General features: G+C 38.9%; 17 protein-coding genes, 1 tRNA gene and 1 pseudogene. 15 read left to right on the forward strand and 4 right to left on the reverse strand.

Going from position 1 to position 16,302, the window contains the following annotated elements:
• The first annotated feature begins 287 nt into the window (after window positions 1-287).
• From PHV78_01710 to murJ, 12 genes and pseudogenes are all read left to right on the forward strand, one after another.
• Window positions 288-1,232: a hypothetical protein gene (locus PHV78_01710; GenBank protein MDD5395948.1), complete on the forward strand. Its 945-nt coding sequence runs from the start codon at window positions 288-290 to the stop codon at window positions 1,230-1,232.
• 124 nt (window positions 1,233-1,356) lie between these two features.
• Complete coding sequence (locus PHV78_01715; GenBank protein MDD5395949.1) at window positions 1,357-1,623, forward strand: DUF5659 domain-containing protein; 267 nt, start codon at window positions 1,357-1,359, stop codon at window positions 1,621-1,623.
• 12 nt (window positions 1,624-1,635) lie between these two features.
• Complete coding sequence (locus PHV78_01720) at window positions 1,636-1,791, forward strand: hypothetical protein (protein MDD5395950.1); 156 nt, start codon at window positions 1,636-1,638, stop codon at window positions 1,789-1,791.
• Between the two features lie 12 nt (window positions 1,792-1,803).
• On the forward strand, window positions 1,804-2,436 hold the full coding sequence (locus PHV78_01725; GenBank protein ID MDD5395951.1) for a CHC2 zinc finger domain-containing protein: 633 nt from the start codon (window positions 1,804-1,806) through the stop codon (window positions 2,434-2,436).
• Window positions 2,433-3,800, forward strand: a complete 1,368-nt coding sequence (locus tag PHV78_01730) for a hypothetical protein (GenBank protein ID MDD5395952.1) — start codon at window positions 2,433-2,435, stop codon at window positions 3,798-3,800. The genes PHV78_01725 and PHV78_01730 overlap by 4 nt, the downstream gene beginning before the upstream one ends.
• Window positions 3,801-3,826: 26 nt before the next feature.
• A complete protein-coding gene (locus tag PHV78_01735) occupies window positions 3,827-4,138 on the forward strand; it encodes a hypothetical protein (GenBank protein ID MDD5395953.1) in 312 nt (103 codons plus the stop codon).
• Between the two features lie 20 nt (window positions 4,139-4,158).
• Window positions 4,159-4,827 carry a hypothetical protein gene (locus PHV78_01740; protein ID MDD5395954.1) on the forward strand — a complete coding sequence of 223 codons (669 nt, stop codon included), beginning with the start codon at window positions 4,159-4,161 and terminating at the stop codon, window positions 4,825-4,827.
• 15 nt (window positions 4,828-4,842) lie between these two features.
• Window positions 4,843-5,133, forward strand: a complete 291-nt coding sequence (locus PHV78_01745; protein ID MDD5395955.1) for a hypothetical protein — start codon at window positions 4,843-4,845, stop codon at window positions 5,131-5,133.
• Between the two features lie 179 nt (window positions 5,134-5,312).
• Entirely contained in the window at window positions 5,313-6,959 is a 1,647-nt protein-coding gene (locus PHV78_01750) for a recombinase family protein (protein ID MDD5395956.1), read from the forward strand.
• 163 nt (window positions 6,960-7,122) lie between these two features.
• Window positions 7,123-7,311: pseudogene (locus PHV78_01755) on the forward strand (ATP-binding protein).
• Window positions 7,300-7,659 carry an ATP-binding protein gene (locus PHV78_01760; protein ID MDD5395957.1) on the forward strand — a complete coding sequence of 120 codons (360 nt, stop codon included), beginning with the start codon at window positions 7,300-7,302 and terminating at the stop codon, window positions 7,657-7,659. The pseudogene PHV78_01755 and the gene PHV78_01760 overlap by 12 nt, the downstream one beginning before the upstream one ends.
• 283 nt (window positions 7,660-7,942) lie before the next feature.
• The gene (gene murJ / locus PHV78_01765; protein MDD5395958.1) at window positions 7,943-9,514 is read left to right on the forward strand and encodes a murein biosynthesis integral membrane protein MurJ; all 1,572 of its coding nucleotides are present in this window, start codon (window positions 7,943-7,945) and stop codon (window positions 9,512-9,514) included.
• A gap of 227 nt (window positions 9,515-9,741) precedes the next feature.
• On the opposite strand, the gene PHV78_01770 is transcribed toward murJ, so the two are convergent.
• The 4 genes from PHV78_01770 to PHV78_01785 form a co-directional block, all read right to left on the reverse strand.
• Window positions 9,742-9,813, reverse strand: a tRNA-Arg gene (locus PHV78_01770).
• Window positions 9,814-9,900: 87 nt separating this feature from the next.
• Entirely contained in the window at window positions 9,901-11,697 is a 1,797-nt protein-coding gene (locus tag PHV78_01775; protein MDD5395959.1) for a prepilin-type N-terminal cleavage/methylation domain-containing protein, read from the reverse strand.
• Complete coding sequence (locus tag PHV78_01780; protein ID MDD5395960.1) at window positions 11,672-12,610, reverse strand: tyrosine-type recombinase/integrase; 939 nt, start codon at window positions 12,608-12,610, stop codon at window positions 11,672-11,674. Before PHV78_01780 ends, PHV78_01775 begins: the two co-directional genes overlap by 26 nt.
• A gap of 125 nt (window positions 12,611-12,735) precedes the next feature.
• On the reverse strand, window positions 12,736-12,942 hold the full coding sequence (locus tag PHV78_01785) for a hypothetical protein (protein ID MDD5395961.1): 207 nt from the start codon (window positions 12,940-12,942) through the stop codon (window positions 12,736-12,738).
• A gap of 269 nt (window positions 12,943-13,211) precedes the next feature.
• Between PHV78_01785 and rpsO the strand changes: the two genes are divergently transcribed.
• From rpsO to PHV78_01800, 3 genes are read left to right on the forward strand one after another with little or no spacing between them, the layout of a single operon-like run.
• Window positions 13,212-13,478 (forward strand): 30S ribosomal protein S15, encoded by a 267-nt coding sequence (gene rpsO / locus PHV78_01790; GenBank protein ID MDD5395962.1) that lies wholly within the window; start codon window positions 13,212-13,214, stop codon window positions 13,476-13,478.
• A 24-nt stretch (window positions 13,479-13,502) separates the two neighbouring features.
• Window positions 13,503-14,009 (forward strand): NYN domain-containing protein, encoded by a 507-nt coding sequence (locus PHV78_01795; GenBank protein MDD5395963.1) that lies wholly within the window; start codon window positions 13,503-13,505, stop codon window positions 14,007-14,009.
• A gap of 38 nt (window positions 14,010-14,047) precedes the next feature.
• The gene (locus PHV78_01800; protein ID MDD5395964.1) at window positions 14,048-16,264 is read left to right on the forward strand and encodes a polyribonucleotide nucleotidyltransferase; all 2,217 of its coding nucleotides are present in this window, start codon (window positions 14,048-14,050) and stop codon (window positions 16,262-16,264) included.
• The last annotated feature ends 38 nt before the right edge of the window (window positions 16,265-16,302 follow it).

Raw genomic sequence — 16,302 nt, forward strand, 5'->3', positions numbered from 1 at the left:
CGCCAAGCGAGACTTGCGCCTCCTATACCCTTTCGGATATAGACCACGTGTATGGAGCCTGAACGACGGGTTCAGTCAGTATACACGTGGCTTTATTGCCATGCCCACAGAGATTCCATGGGTTTAGGCAACTTAATTGTTGATTTTATAATAACATAAAGAAATAAAAAGGGTAGCCCAGTGAATAAATTGTGTAAATTTTCGGCTTCGTTTAGCTTGACAAATGTAAAAAATGCTATAAAATATAATAAACAAGGTCCAAATTGGACCCTAAAATTAAAATAACAATGAATATGGATGTCCACGATAGAAAATTTATAGAAAGTCACAATAGCTTATGCACTGATCCAACACGCAAAATTAATGAGAAAATTTTGCGTTGTTTTAAAAAAAATTTATCGATTAAAAAACCGACGATTAAAAAGCATCGTGATAAATTAGTTAACTGGATAACCTCTACTACATACCAAAAAGACTTAAACCTAAAAATATTGAGGAATAACTTTGAATATTTTAACTACAAAACAAACATCATCTTTTCAGACAAAAAAATAAATAAACCGGGAGTATTTTATTTAGGAAGAAGCTCAACTCAAAGAATCTATTGGCAAGCAATTTATAGCAAGCATTATTTTACAAAAAGAATGTTATTAGATGATTTTTTAAAACTTGATTTAGAATATAACAAAAACGATCAAAAAGAAGGAAGGAATTTAAATAAAATTAAAAATTTTATAGAACAATATAGTGTTTGCTTTATTAACTACCAAAACTTATTTAACTATCAAGATGGACTAGAGACTTATTTCGATGTTTTAATTAAAAATTATTTATTTTTTAAAAATTTTTACAAATTATTATTAGAAGATAAAAAATTTCCTTACAAAATAAAAGAGCCAGCCTTAAAAAGTAAGCATTATTGGCATTGGTATAATAAATATGCAAGATTATTATTCGCCCTTAATGAAGAAAAAATTTTTATCAAGAATGATTGTTTCCTTCCCCTTAAATGTATAATTAAAGAACCCAAAACCAACATTCCCTTGATAACCGATGAATTCCCATATCTTATAAACCTACTTTATGGTTTCATAATACAAGAACGAGCTGGACTGGAGAGATGTGGGTATTGTAAGGTATTGTTTGTGAAACGAAGAAAAGACCAAAAAGGATGTTGCCCAAATCATTCAAAATCATTAAGAGATGAGAAATATAGAGAGAAAATGGCTTAAATAAAGCAAAAGATTCGATATTAAAACGTCGCTTTGAGCGGCGTTTTTATGTTAATTATTAATTACTTTATAATTATAATAATGTTGTATTTTGAAAAATTAAAAGTTATAAAAATTAGAATTTATGAAGCGAGAAATATCAAAACAAAATGATTTTTTTGAAAGTTCAGATTTAACAATTTGCACCACTCTCTGTTATTTTGGTTATCAAATAGAAACCATTAGCAGACAAATATCGTCTAAGGTTATCTTTTCGATTAAAAAAGATGAAAAATTAGACGAATTGATTCAAAAATATTGGGCCCATCAACTCTTAGTAGAGCCGATGGCCTTTTTTAATTGTTTAAAAGAAATTAAATCGAGAATTTATAGTAGTTTACCGAATAATTAATTTTTCACCCCGATGAATCTAAAACAGTCAAACAACAAAAAGAACGACATCGAAATTGAGATAATTTATAATTCTCCGAAAGAGGGAGCGGATTGTTTATTATCTAAGGCCATAGAGATGATCTTGCCAGAAGAGACTATAAAACAATATTTAAATAATAAAGAATAACATATAAAAATTATGAATATGAAATATGCGGAAACCTTGAACAATTTATATCTTTCTAATTTAGAGAAAGAATGGCAGAAATCGTCAATAAGGTATTCAGAAAGACAATGGGTGGGGGTGTTTCCAGAAGCAAAAGAAATTATTAGAGAAATCATCAAAGGCTTTGAAAAAGAAGAGCAGGAGATTTTAAGCACGATCCAAGAAAACTTAACTTTAATTAGAAGTCAAATATCTGGTATATCTCTGTATTTTTGGAGAGAGTGGGTTAAATGTAGCCAGGTTTCGCGGTTAATAGAGATTGAAAAAAAAATAGCTGGGCTAAGGGCGGCCATTTCGGAGGGCAAAGCTTTTAAGGGCGAGAAGAACCATAGAATCAATGACGAAGATATTTATCAGGCCCTGCAAACATCAATAATTGACGTAGCTATTCCTTCTTTAAATCAAGCCAGACAACTCGGAGAAAACTATCTTTCTCTTTGCCCGTTTCACAAGGAAAATCACCCCTCCTTTTATTTATATGCTTTAACTAATTCTTTTTATTGTTTCGGCTGCGGAGTCGGTGGAAATGTTATTAATTTGGTAATGAAATTGCACAATCTCCCATTTAAGGAGGCGGTGCGGTTTCTATTAAGAGGACAATTATGAATATTAAAATGCCAAGCGAACAAGCGCTTGAACAAAAAATTCAGGAAGTTGAGAAAACGGTTCAGGAGGTTGAGAGGGATGTCGTTGAGAGGGTTTTGCCAATAGAATTTAAAGGTCAATCGGTAGGAATTGACGAATGGCGAAAAACTATACAAGCCAACTTTCCTGAGTTGTTTTTCCCCGCAGAAGTGGGTCTAAGCGTTATTGCTCAATTATTAATCAAAGACATAAGCAATCCCTTCGGGATGGTTTATGTCGATGTACCAAGCTCGGGGAAAACCATAACTTTAAACTTTTTTACTGAGGTTGAAGAATTGGTTTATGCAACAGATAATTTTACTCCCGCTTCTTTTGTCTCCCATGCTAGCAATGTTAAAAGGGAAGACTTAAAGAAAATTGATCTTCTGCCCAAAATACGTTATAAACTTCTAATTGTTCGTGATTTGGCTCCAATTTTTGGTGCAGGAGAAGAAGACTTACAAAAGAATTTAAGTACCCTAACCAGAGTATTTGACGGCGAGGGGTTGCAAACTGACAGCGGTATCCACGGTCAGAGAGGATATTGCGGAGATTATGTGTTTATGTTTTTAGCCGCCTCTACTCCAATTTCTCCTAAAGTGTGGAAGGCAATGAGCAGCTTCGGTTCTCGGCTTTTCTTTTTAAATATGGAAACGAAAGAAAAGGACGACGATACTCTGGCCCAGCAGCTAACTCACAACTCTTGTAAAGAAAAAGAAACAGTCTGCCGAGAAAAAACGGGACATTTTATTAGAACTCTTTGGCATAAATATTCTGACGGGGTTGATTGGAATAAGGGCAATGACTCTCAAGAATTAAAAAAGATGATTGGCAAAATAGCAAAATTATTAGCTAAATTAAGAGGGACGATTAAAGTTTGGGAGAAAAGCAATTTAAGAGATGATGAAAATTTTGACCATCAAATTCCAATAATTGAAAAACCAGACCGGATTAACCAGTGTCTTTATAACTTGGCTCGCGGACACGCCTTGGTTTGCGGTAGAGAACAAATTGACGAAAGAGATGTTGCGGTAGCCCTGGAAGTGGCACTTGATTCTGCCATATCATCAAGGGTCCAGTTGTTTAATGCCCTGTTGGACAATAACGGACAACTAACGACCGATGAAGCTATGGATAGAATTAACTGCTCTAGGGTTACGGCCCTTAAAGAAATGGAGGCGTTTAAAATACTGGGGTTGGTTGATTTGAAGAATGAAGTTATGGGTATTGGCCGCCCGGAATATGTCATAACACTAAAAGAGAAATTTAAGTGGTTTTTAAGTGGAGAATGTAAGAACATAAGAGAGCCAAAGGTCGCAGACACAGGGGTAGATTTACTAAATTAATTAATAAATAAAGTAAATTTACCCCTATGTATACAGAACAACAAATCATTGAAAATCTTAAAAAGTGTCCTTATTTCAATAGATGCTCTCAGAATCTATGTCCCTTGGACCTGGAACTTCACCTGAGAACAGGCAATAAACAGGATAAATGTCGCTGGATGAGAGAACCCAAGCAAGCAAGGGTCGAAGGTAAAGAGTTCATCTCTGGAGGAGGGGTTATGCCGAATGTCCTTTTGAATTTCGTGCCTGAAGCGAATTTAGAGTGGCTCAACCAATCGTCTCAAGAAGCTTGTCGACGGCTTATTGACCCTGATTCTCACCTGGTATCAGGTAAATAACAGGTAATAATAATTAAAATATGACGAATCAACAAGATAACGAATTAAGTAAAATCGAAGAAGGCACCAAGCCTGTAGTTAAAAAAGAGCTTACGCCAACAGAAATTGATAATTTGAAAAAGTTTTTTTCAGACCCACATACCAGTGAGGAACAACGACTGAAGGAATACGATGGATTACGAAAAACGAGGCAAAGATCAAAGGAACAAGAAGATAGGAAAGAAAAATTGAGCATGGAGCTTGCAATAATTCACGGATTTGATAACGGAATTCTACTTCAGAGTATTGTCGGTGATAAAAGGTGTGGACCAGGACTTATAAAAATGAGACGGGGTTTAATAGAAGAACATCGATGCAAGGCCGCCTCGGAGTTTATGTTGGTAGATAAAATCGTTACAGCCTACTGGAAAAGTATGCGATACGAGACATTCCTTAATAGGATTATTGAACCAGAGCTAGACAAATTTATATTCAAAGAATCCCAAATAAAAATAATTAAAGAAATCCAGAAAGGTATAGAACTAGCTAATCGACAATTTGAAACAAGTCTAACCCTACTTAAAAGTCTGAAGCAGCCCAAACTAAACGTGAAGGTAAGCGCCGATAATGCCTACATCGCCCAGAACCAGCAAGTTATTAATACAGACGAGATTAATCCTTCTCCCAAAGAAATCATTAAGGCCAATTGATTTGGGAACATTTTTATGAAAACTTTAATTGAGCATTGTCAAAAATTAAACATTAACGAACTGGTAAGAAGCATTAAGTCAGAGTTAAAAAAGGTTAAACTGCAAGCAAAAATTGATGCCCTGGGGCAGAGAATTGATATAACGACTACGCCCTGCCATTTTGGAAATGAAAGGATTTGGTTTGTATGCCCATCCTGTAAAAAGCGAGTGGCCACGCTATATAAACCACCAATGAAAAACGCCCTATTATGCCGAAAATGCCATGATTTGACCTATCTAAAGGCACGCTATCACCGAATGGTATAAACTTGACTGGATATACCAGGGTGTTATAATAATAACGTTGACCCATGTCCCAAAACATCCCTAAGATTTTTATTGCCCTGTTGCCCTCAAGGGGGCGGCTATGCCAATGAGGCAATCCTTAGGGAAAGCGGATTTGGGTCAACCATGGCCGCCCCTTTAATTTGTTTATAAAAAATTATATGAAAGTAGCTATTTATGCTCGGGTTTCTACAGAGCACCAACAAGAGCAAAAAACAATTGAATCCCAGGTAGACGAGTTAAGAAGAATTTGTAATAAACAAGGAGTCTATATTGTTAGAGAGTATGTAGACAACGGTTGGAGTGGCGAGACCCTGGATCGACCAGAATTGGATAGGCTAAGAACCGAGGCCTCCCAAGGAATTTTTGAACGAGTTTATTTTTATTGCAACGATAGATTATCCAGGAATCTCTCTAATCAAGGGATTATAGTTCAAGAGTTGGAAAGAAAGGGTATTGAGGTCTATTTCTATGACAAACCAATAGCCGACACTCCCGAAGGCAGATTTTTATTTCAAATATTGGGAGCTGCGTCAGAGTTTGAGAAGGCGAAGATTTTAGAACGGACAAGAAGGGGGAAGCTTTATAAAGCAAGAAGAGGGGTGGTGGTTGGGAGCTTGTCGCCATTGGGATTTGAATATATCAAAAAAACGAAGGAGAAAGACGGATATTATATAATAAATAAGTCAGAGGCTGAGATTATTAATCTAGTTTTTGATTTATATCTACAATTTGGCAGCGTCAGAGAAGTGGCCAAAGCATTAACAAATAGAAATGTTAAGCCCAAGAAAGGGAGACATTGGCGTACTAGCACTTTACATAGAATTTTAAGAAACGAGACTTATATTGGCACCACTTATTTTAATAAATCTTATGCCATTGAAACAAGCACGGTAAAACAAAAATATAGAAAGATAGTTAAAACTGGTAGAAAAATGAGAGATAAAAAAGACTGGATTCCGATTGCCGTTTCTCCGATAATTGAAAAATCAAAATTTAATGCAGTACAGGTGTTATTGGCAAAAAATCATAGGGCCTTTGTATCTGGAGGCAATCATTATTTATTGGGTGGATTATTGAAATGCGCTATCTGTGATTCGCCCGTGGGAGGAGAATTAAGCCATGGCCATAGATTTTATCGGTGTAATAATAGGCACCGGACATTTCCATTACCAAAGAAATGTAATGCTAAAATGATTGGTGTCGATAAATTAGACCCCGCCGTTTGGGAGTCTGTTACTAGGGCGATAATGGATCCTCGCATATTGGTTAAATATATATTAGATAAGACAGAAAAGATTAAAAAGAACGCGGGGTCTTTAAATACAGAGATAGAATCATTACGTCAAGAAAAGAACAAGGTCAAGGCCAAAAAAGATAATCTATTTGACTTATATGCCGACAGTGGCATTAACAAAGAATCAATTTTAGAGAAAATAAGAAATTATGAGAAGCAAGAAGAGAACCTAGATAAAAGAATAGCAGATCTAAGTCTTCAGCTAACTCAGAGGGTTGATAGGCCATTACTTATTCAAGATGTTGAATATTTCTGCGAAGTGGCCCAAGGGAAAATAAAAGACTTCTCTCTTGAAGAGAGGCGCAGGTTCTTAACGTATCTTATAAACAAAATAACCGTTGACTCTATTAAAAAGAAGGTTATAATAACAGGATATATTCCTTTAACTCAGGCTCAAGAGGGGCCAACGAATTTGACAGAAGTTCTTTCAAATCAATATAATAGGTTGGGCGGTTATGTTTGTGGTTCTCCGTCTCAACCTTATGGTGGTGTGTTGTCCCCACAGTGTTGATGAGCGGGCCGCCTGGTTCGGGAAAAACTTTTTTAGCTCGCGCCTTACCGTCAATTTTGCCGATTATGACGGAGCAAGAAGTCTTGGAAGTGACGAAAATTTATAGCATCGGTGGATTATTAAAAGAAAATCAACCCTATATTAGCGAACGACCTTTTCGCGCGCCAAAGGCCACATTACTTATCCGGCTAAATTTACCCTGGTTGCCTCGCAGAATCCTTGCCCGTGCGGTTATTTTGGCGATCCCGAAAAAGACTGCACATGTAGTCCAATTCAAATAATGCGCTATCGCAAGAAAATTTCCGGCCCGCTTTTAGATAGAATCGATTTGCACGTTGAAGTGCCAAGAATAAAATTCGAAAAATTATCGAGTGAAGAAGCGGCTGAGCCGTCTAAAAATATCAGGACTCGAGTGCAGGTGGCGAGGGAAAGGCAGTTAAAAAGATTTGAAGGACTTAAGATTTTAACTAACGCCGAAATGTCAGCCCAGCAATTAAAAACATTTTGTCCAGTTGATGCGACTGGCCAGGATTTATTACGTCGGGCCGTTGACGAATATCACTTGTCTGCCCGTACTTATCATCGTATTTTAAAAGTGGCGCGCACCATTGCAGATTTGGCCGGCGAAGAAAAAATTTTACCACAATACTTAGCCGAAGCCATTCAATATCGGATCAAGGAAGAAGAAAAAATATTCTAAAAAAAGACCGCCGCGGGGCGGTCTACGATCTACCGGCGGCGGACATGACCAGCCAAACCCGTACACTGTTCGAGGCCCTTTTTAAGGGCATCGGGATGGGGTTGGATCGCCACTCGCGCTCCATTGGGGCGGTCATCGAAATAGTCTCCGTTTACGTGTGCACCACAAGTAGCGCACACCACTTCGACATCGCCCGTTTTTGGGGACTCGGATTGAGTCAAGTAATCCTCCTCTAGTTGAATATTAATTATAGTACTATTTTTTACGAATTTGTCAAGATTTAATGCTCAAAAAAATTAAGATTTTATTATTTAGTTCCGTAGCTGGTGGCGCGATAATCATCGCGACCTTTTCTGTTTTAAGCCGTTTAATCGGACTACTTCGTGATCGCTTATTGACCGGAACCTTTGGCGCCGGCCAAATTCTCGACGCTTATTACGCCGCTTTTCGTTTGCCAGATTTAGTCTTTAATACGTTGGTTTTGGGCGCCTTGTCTTCAGCCTTTATCCCAGTTTTTCTTTCGATTTGGCATAAAGACAAAGAAGAGGCCTGGAAAGTAGCCAATTCAATTTTAAATATATTATTAGTTTTAATTTTCGTTTTCGTCATTATACTCTTTGTTGCCGCGCCGACTTTGGTTAATCTTTTCGTCCATGGATTTTCGCCGGAAACCAGGGCGCTAACGACTAACCTGACGCGCATTATGCTGTTTAGTATTTTATTTTTTACTATTAGCAACGTCGCCGGCAGCATCTTGAACTCATTTCGTCGATTTCTGGCCTTTAGTTTATCGGCGATTATGTATAACCTAGGAATTATTTTTGGCATTGTTATTTTTACTCCGCGCTTAGGTCCGATTGGTTTAGCCTGGGGCGTGCTTTTGGGCGCGGTGTTACATTTTTTAATTCAAGTACCGGCCTTATTAAAAGTTGGCTATCGTTGGCGACCAGGCTTCAATTATCGAGAACCAAATGTCAAAAAAATAGGCTTATTAATGCTGCCGCGGAGTTTTGGTTTAGCTATCAGCCAATTAAACGAAACTGTCACAACCTTTATCGCTTCGGGATTGGTGGTTGGCACGGTTTCAATTTATAATTTAGCTTTTAATTTAATAAGTTTTCCGATTAATATTTTCGGTACTTCACTGGCCACTTCGGTTTTTCCTGTTTTCTCCCAGGCCATCATTAACAACGATCACGAATTATTTGTTTATCATTTTTCAAAAACCGTCCGTCGGGTATTATATTTTATAATTCCGACCACTATTATTTTTATTTTGCTCCGAGTGCAAATTGTGCGTTTAATCTTTGGCACTGGCCGGTTTAATTGGGAAAATACGATTTTAACCGCGCAAACGCTCGGATTCTTTTCTTTGTCTTTGTTCGCTCAGAGCTTGATTCCGGTTTTTGCCCGTTCATTTTACGCCAGGCACGATACGCGGACACCGGTAAAAACGGCGGTTATCGGATTTATTTTAAATATAATTTTGTGTTTTATCTTAGGCCCAATAATGGGTCCGGCCGGTTTAGCTCTGGCATTGTCGATTTCTTCGACAATTAATTTGATTATGCTTTTTATAATTTTAAAAGAAAGAATGGGCGGACTCGATCAAAAGAATATTTTCAGATCATTTCTTAAAATCATCATTATGTCGCTGGCCATGGCCGTTTTCATCCAATTATTTAAAAACATCATGGGCGGACTGGTAAATATGCAAACCTTTTTGGGCGTCTTTTTACAATCTTTAATTGCGGGCCTGGTAGGAGTTGCTATTTATTTTATTTTAAGCTTATTATTCAAATGTCAGGAAGTCGAAACAGTTAAAAGGATTTTTGCTAGAGTTTTTAATAAATAAGTTTATTAAAGAGATAAATATAAAAAGCGGGCTCGGGGCTCGCTTTTTATATTCTATTTTCATACCCCCAAGAGGAATTGAACCTCTATATCCAGTTCCCGCCTGCAATGTCAAGCGTAGTTTTGGCGGGCAGGTAGAAGGCTGGTGTTCTATTTATTGTCCGCTTTTGGCGGATCAGCCTTGGGCTGAAACTATAAGGTAAGTTGATTGGCTTATCTGCTCGCCAATACCCCCAAGAGGAATCGAACCTCTATATCCAGCTTAGAAGGCTGGTGTTCTATCCATTGAACTATGGGGGCAGTGGCGAGTAGATAACAAATTATTATAAAATTTTAGCAAAAATTCAGAAAAAGTCAATTATTATTTAATGGCTGAATAAAATATTTTTAGAAATTCCAACCGCTATTACTTCCGCCATTCGCGTTGCCATCAGAGATAAGCGCATTCCAGGTGGCTCCGCCAGCCGCAGCGCTTCGGGTGATAGAGGTGTAATAAAGAGTATTAGTGCCAGCACTATCAGATAGATTAAACGTACTCGCCCCAGTGTCAGTGTCCATGGTAATTAAATGGCCACTGGAGCCAGTCAAAGACAAAGAGGTAACCGTAGTAGTAGATTCTGCTTTAAACTTAATGGTCTTGTCGGGAGTGGTTGAGGTAAGATTGTTAAAAGTAGTATTTGATGTATCGCCAATAGTTGAGATTTTGGTGGCGTCGTTAAAATTAACCGTGGAGGTGCCGGCAGTAAAAGTATCGTCGTTAGTGAAATTTCCACCGATATTAATAGTGTATGAACCGGCGTCAAAAGAACGTATTTTACCCGCCACATACTGAATAGCAAAATCATTGAGTATGGTTAAATTAGATTGTAAAACAATCGAAATATTATAATCTGACCCACTACCAGTCCCAACTGTATAATTATACAATGATTGTGTCGAAGAAAGTGAACGAGTTGTTGTACTATATTTTTGGTATATTGTTGACAACCCAGCATCAAAATTTGAACTGGTAATATCTAAATTTCCCCACAAAATAATATTAGCCGTATTGGTAGCGGTGAAGGTTCCTGTGCCCGAAACAGTAAGGTTTATAATGTCTATCATTCCAGTAGAAATGGTTATAGTCGCTCCTGTTGGAACAGTAAGACTAGCGGCATTAGCACAAATAAATCGTCCAGCTCCTACATTAAGCGTAAAACCACTACCTAAAGTAATAGGATTACCATAGCTTCCATTAATATATGATTTCCCATTAAAAATAAGTGTTCCTGAGGTAAAGGCGATGACCCTATTTTGCAGAAAATGATCCTGCAACGTCCATTCTCCGCCGTTGCCATTCCAGGTAACACTAGAAAATGTTTTTCCCCCGGTAGTAATAGTTTTTCCTGTGGTAGTGGCAGCAAAAGTAACGGTTTGGGTGTTGGGGGTAAAGGTCATACCGGCTACAAATTTAAGATTACCATAAACAGTAAGACCAGCATCTAAGGCTAAGGTGTGCGTGTAGCCAGTGGCATCAATGTCAGTAGTAACAGAGGCTGTGTCTACGGTAATGTTGCCAGAATTAACGTCCAGAATTGCCGTATCTCCTTGAACGGGATGCGTGGTTATGGTAGATCCTCCTGATTCAGTGACCCAAGCTCCGTCATCGCTCGACCAATTACCTCCAACAGCAGAAGCATATTTATTTCGTGATAAAGAAATAAGGCCCGGGCTGCTTGAAGATTCAAAATATTGAGCATAATTACCGCCGTCATTTTGGGCTAGAGCTTGATTAGAAGAGGACTCTAGAGTAGTAGCTATTCTGAAATTAGTGCCATCTGAATTATATAGATAGCATTGTTGGGTGGGCAAAGGGTCATTAGGAATATTGGACATTTGAGTTAAAAGAGTGGAACACCAACTGGGAGGAGAAACGTCCATACACACCGAAAGACAGACCGTACCCAAAGAATTGGGGTAGGAATCATTAAAAGAAAAAGATAGCTCTAGGGCTTTGGTGATTTGACTGATGTCAGCTATGCGTCTGACGTCTCTGGCTTTAACCCTGGCGTTATTGAAGGCTGCCACAGCGATACCCGCCAAAAGACCGATAATGGCAACCACAACAATAAGTTCAACAAGAGTGAAAGAGGCTTTTTTATTTTTGAATATCATAATTTTATTTCTCGTTTCTTTTTTTATCATGAAAGGCCTGGTAAACTTCTTTTAATCTTTTGTTGGTGACATGGGTGTAAACTTGGGTGGTGGTAATATTTTTGTGTCCCAATAATTCTTGCACGGCGCGTAAATCAGCCCCGCCGGTTAAGAGATCGGTAGCAAAGCTATGGCGCAAGGTATGAGTGGTTATTTTTTTGGTAATGCCGACTATTTTGGCATATTTTTTTACCAAACGCTGAACGCTACGCGGAGTTAATCGATTTTCTGGTTGGGATTTTTCCGCCTCATGCTGGCCGCGGTCGTGGCGGACAAAAAGGGAGGGATCTAGATCGGTTCTGGCCTCCAAATATTTTTTTAGCCAATATTTAGCTTGGTTAGAGAGAAAAACCACTCGCCATTTATTTCCTTTACCGCGGATAGAAAATTCTTCTTTTCTTAAATTAATATCGTCTTTTTTAAGCGAGGTTAATTCCGAGACCCGCAAACCGGCTGAAAATAATAGCTCTAAAATGGCCTTATCGCGCAGTTTAATAACGTCGTCTTGTTTAATTTCAAAGGGAGCTTTAATTAATTTTTCCAAATCTTCACCTTCTAAAAAGGCGATTTGTCGTTCGGGAATTTTAGCCAATTCTATTTTCTCCGGTGCCATGGTGGTAATGTCGCGCTTGGCTAAATATTTTAGGAAAGTTCGGATAGCTATTAAATAATAATTTTGCGTAGAAGAAACAAGTGTGCCGCCGCGCGGATTTTGCTTACGAGCCAAAAATAGGCGATACTGTCTGATCAGGGCCGGCGTAATTTGAGCGGGTTGGCTAATTTTTGTCCACGCCAAAAAATCTTTTAAATAAAAGCCATAGTTGCGAATCGTTAATTGACTGCGCCCTTTTTCAATTTCTAGATGTTCTAAAAATTCATTAATAAGTTGTTGTAAAGTATTCATATTTATATTGTAAATTATAGAAACTACCTGTCAAGATTTTGCGACACTAAAATTTACTTTAAAATTTGACATTTTGGAGAAAATATTATAAATTAATAATAACGAAAACCTATTAAGGAGGATTGTTAATGGCGCAAAAGCACGTTAAGGCCGCGAATGGCCAAGGCATAGTCAACGGAACGCGAGTCAAGAAGGTCGTCGACAGCAGTCGGCGCCACAGTAGACATCCCGTCGGTTCGACAGGAAGGGCCATACATATCAACGAAAAAATTGGCACCTTCGACGTTGCCTATGACCGTGGCGGCCGAGCGAACGATTGTCGACCTGATCACTTCGAGGTCGTTTCCGGAGGCGCTCCGACTAGTTAGGCTTGATGGGCGAAGAAAGCGAGATCAAACTGCCCGTGAAGGCGCCAACTCCCCGTGATCGCCTCGTGGCTGCACAGCCTAGTCGATTTCAAGCGGGGCCAGGTATATCCTGGCCCCGCTTCTCCATTTTTTAGGGCCTTTCACATGATTTTCACCTTGGCACTTGACGTTTTATTTTTACCTGCTACAATGAGATATACTTAATAAGTCGTTATCTACACAATTTTTAAACTATGAATAAGAAAAAAGAAATTAAAAAGGCCGTGATTAAAAATTTTCAGAAGAAAGACCAGGATACTGGTTCGGTAGAGGTTCAGATAGGTCTTTTGACAAAAGAAATTAGTCAATTAACCGATCATCTCAAAAAAAATAAACAAGATTTTTCTTCTCGCCGAGGTTTATTGCGCAAGGTTGCTCACCGACGTAAGCTTTTAAAATATCTACAGCACAACGACCCGAAGAGTTACGAAAAAATTGTCAAAAAGATTAAAACGGCTTAAGCACTTCCGCAATTTTAAAATTATATGAAATATCCTCATCAACGTGTTGGCGTTTTTATTGACGTGGCTAACATGTATCATTCGGCTAAAAATTTATTTCGGGCGAATGTTAACTTTGCTAAAATCTTAGAAACAGCCCTAGCCGAAAGGCAATTAATCCGCGCTATCGCTTACGTTATCCGCTCTAAAAGCCAAGAAGAACAGACCTTTTTCGGAGCCCTGGATCGCCAGGGATTTGAAGTAAAAATGAAGGATTTGCAAATCTTTGCTGGAGGTATGAAGAAAGCCGATTGGGACGTGGGTATTGCCATTGACGCAATAAAGTTAGCCGATAAATTAGACGTGATAGTTTTGGTTAGCGGCGACGGTGATTATGTGCCGCTTTTAAATTACTTGCAAGAAAACAAGGGCTGTCGAGTGGAAGTCATCGCTTTTAGCGAGACGACTTCATCCAGACTAATTGAGGCAGCTGATGAATTCTTGGATTTGAGTAAAAATAAAAGAAAATTTTTATTCAAATCAACCAGATAAAAAACAAGAGAAATAAATTAATTATTAATTGTAAACTTATGAAGTTTGAAACAGAGTTTGCCGGACGAAAATTAATTGTCACTACCGGCGAATTAGCTGGACAAGCCAATGGTGCTTGCACGGTCCAGTATGGTGAAACAGTGGTCCTCGCGACTGCAACAATGGGAACAGAAGACAGAGATACCGATTTCTTCCCCTTAACCGTGGAGTATGAAGAAAAATTTTATGCCGCAGGTAAAATAAAAGGTTCTCGTTTTATTAAACGCGAAACTAAACCGACCGATGAAGCTATTTTAACCGGTCGCTTAATTGACCGCAGCTTGCGGCCTCTTTTTAATCAAGAAATGCGCCGCGATGTGCAGTTAATCAATACAGTTTTGGCTTTTGACCAAGAAAATAGCCCGGACATGGTCGCTTTGTGCGCTTCGATTTTGGCCTTGTCGATTTCCGACATTCCTTGGCAAGGTCCGATTGCTGGCATGAGAATAGGATTGGGCCAACCAGAATGTGGTGAGCAGTTTGCCATTAATCCAATCAATGCGAATATAAAAAATAATAATTTGGACTTGATCGTTTCCGGTTCGCCGGACAAAATCGTGATGATTGAAGCTGGTGCGCAGGAAGTTGACGAAGAAACAATGTTTAAAGCGATGAAATTTGCCAACGATCATTTTCAGGTATTGCTTAACTTTTTTAATGAGATTATTAAGAAAGTTGGCAAACAGAAAAACGTTGCCTTACTCGAAGCACTTAACAAAGTCAAAGATGAATATAAAACTTTGGCCGATGATTTCATTCGCGATAATGCGCAAAAATATTTATTTAAGCAAACTTTAAAAACCAAAGCTGATCGTAGCGCCGCCAAAGATGAGTTAGAAAAATCTTTGGATGAATTTTTAGCGCAAAGAGGCATCGACGAAGAGACTCGTTCCAAGGCCGCTAGTTATATCCACGGCCTGGTTTATCGCGAAGTCAGTCGAGCCATTTTAGAGCAAGAAAAGAGAATTGATGGTCGTAAAATAGATGAAATTAGGCCATTGTCGGCCACAGCCGGATTTTTACCGCGCGTGCACGGTTCAGCCTTGTTTCAGCGCGGCGAGACCCAAGTTCTATCAATTGTAACTTTGGGATCGCCAGGCATGGAACAAACCCTAGATACCATGGAAGAAAGCGGTACTAAGCGTTTTATGCATCATTATAATTTTCCTCCATTTTCGGTTGGTGAAACTGGTTCAATGCGCGCAACCGGTCGGCGAGAGACTGGACATGGTGCTTTAGCCGAACGCGGGCTTTACCCCATGATTCCCAAAGAAGACACTTTTGCTTATACGATTCGCGTGGTTTCGGAAGTAATGTCTTCCAATGGTTCTTCGTCTATGGCTTCAAGTTGCGCTTCGTGTTTAGCTTTAATGGATGCGGGCGTGCCAATGAAAAAGCCAGTGGTTGGCGTGGCAATTGGTTTAGCTTGCGAAGTTAAAAATAATGAAATCGTTAAATATAAAACTTTTACCGATTTACAAGACCTCGAAGATGGTCCGGGCGGTATGGACTTCAAAGTGATTGGTACTCGTGACGGAATTACTGCTGTTCAGATGGACACCAAAACCCCGGGACTTAATTTCGATATTATTAAAGAATCCCTTGATCGCGCTAAAAAGGGCAGAAATCAAATTTTAGATTTAATAGTTTCTATTTTACCCGCGCCGCGAGCAGAGGTTTCTCTTTACGCGCCTAAGATTATTTCTTTCAAGATTAATCCTGATAAAATTCGTGAAGTGGTTGGTCCGGGCGGCCGAGTTATTAATGACATTATCGCTAAGACGGGCGCGACTATTGATATTGAACAAGACGGTTTGGTGGCCATTACTTCAGAGAATAACGAAGGATTAAAAAAGGCGGAAGAAATGGTCAAAAACATTGTGCGTGAAATTCAGGTTGGAGAGACGTTTGAGGGTAAGGTGACGAGAATTATGGATTTCGGCGCTTTTGTTGAACTCGTGCCTGGCCATGAAGGCATGGTCCATGTTTCAGAAATGGCGCCGCACCACGTTGAGCACCCTTCCGACTTTTTGAAAGAAGGAGACGTTGTGCCAGTTAAAGTTATTGAAGTTGATTCAATGGGCAGAGTTAATCTATCAATTCGTGCTGCTAAAGAACCTGATTATGTTCCTCGGCCAAAGCCAGCCAGAAAGCCAATGGGCCGCGGCGGAAGAGGCGGACATAGTCATTCAGATCGACCTCGCCGAAGATTCTAAAATTAATTCATTAGTACTTAGAGTTAATTAGTAATTTG

Source organism: Patescibacteria group bacterium (assembly GCA_028715115.1).
Taxonomy (GTDB): domain Bacteria; phylum Patescibacteriota; class Patescibacteriia; order UBA2591; family UBA4787; genus JAQUSN01.

Excerpts from the sequence above, each read along its gene's own strand:
- PHV78_01710 (MDD5395948.1), top strand. The coding sequence starts at position 288 with ATGAATATGGATGTCCACGATAGAAAATTTATAGAAAGTCACAATAGC.
- PHV78_01715 (MDD5395949.1), top strand. The coding sequence starts at position 1,357 with ATGAAGCGAGAAATATCAAAACAAAATGATTTTTTTGAAAGTTCAGAT.
- PHV78_01720 (MDD5395950.1), top strand. The coding sequence starts at position 1,636 with ATGAATCTAAAACAGTCAAACAACAAAAAGAACGACATCGAAATTGAG.
- PHV78_01725 (MDD5395951.1), top strand. The coding sequence starts at position 1,804 with ATGAATATGAAATATGCGGAAACCTTGAACAATTTATATCTTTCTAAT.
- PHV78_01730 (MDD5395952.1), top strand. The coding sequence starts at position 2,433 with ATGAATATTAAAATGCCAAGCGAACAAGCGCTTGAACAAAAAATTCAG.
- PHV78_01735 (MDD5395953.1), top strand. The coding sequence starts at position 3,827 with ATGTATACAGAACAACAAATCATTGAAAATCTTAAAAAGTGTCCTTAT.
- PHV78_01740 (MDD5395954.1), top strand. The coding sequence starts at position 4,159 with ATGACGAATCAACAAGATAACGAATTAAGTAAAATCGAAGAAGGCACC.
- PHV78_01745 (MDD5395955.1), top strand. The coding sequence starts at position 4,843 with ATGAAAACTTTAATTGAGCATTGTCAAAAATTAAACATTAACGAACTG.
- PHV78_01750 (MDD5395956.1), top strand. The coding sequence starts at position 5,313 with ATGAAAGTAGCTATTTATGCTCGGGTTTCTACAGAGCACCAACAAGAG.
- murJ (MDD5395958.1), top strand. The coding sequence starts at position 7,943 with ATGCTCAAAAAAATTAAGATTTTATTATTTAGTTCCGTAGCTGGTGGC.
- PHV78_01775 (MDD5395959.1), bottom strand. The coding sequence starts at position 11,697 with ATGATAAAAAAAGAAACGAGAAATAAAATTATGATATTCAAAAATAAA.
- PHV78_01780 (MDD5395960.1), bottom strand. The coding sequence starts at position 12,610 with ATGAATACTTTACAACAACTTATTAATGAATTTTTAGAACATCTAGAA.
- rpsO (MDD5395962.1), top strand. The coding sequence starts at position 13,212 with ATGAATAAGAAAAAAGAAATTAAAAAGGCCGTGATTAAAAATTTTCAG.
- PHV78_01795 (MDD5395963.1), top strand. The coding sequence starts at position 13,503 with ATGAAATATCCTCATCAACGTGTTGGCGTTTTTATTGACGTGGCTAAC.
- PHV78_01800 (MDD5395964.1), top strand. The coding sequence starts at position 14,048 with ATGAAGTTTGAAACAGAGTTTGCCGGACGAAAATTAATTGTCACTACC.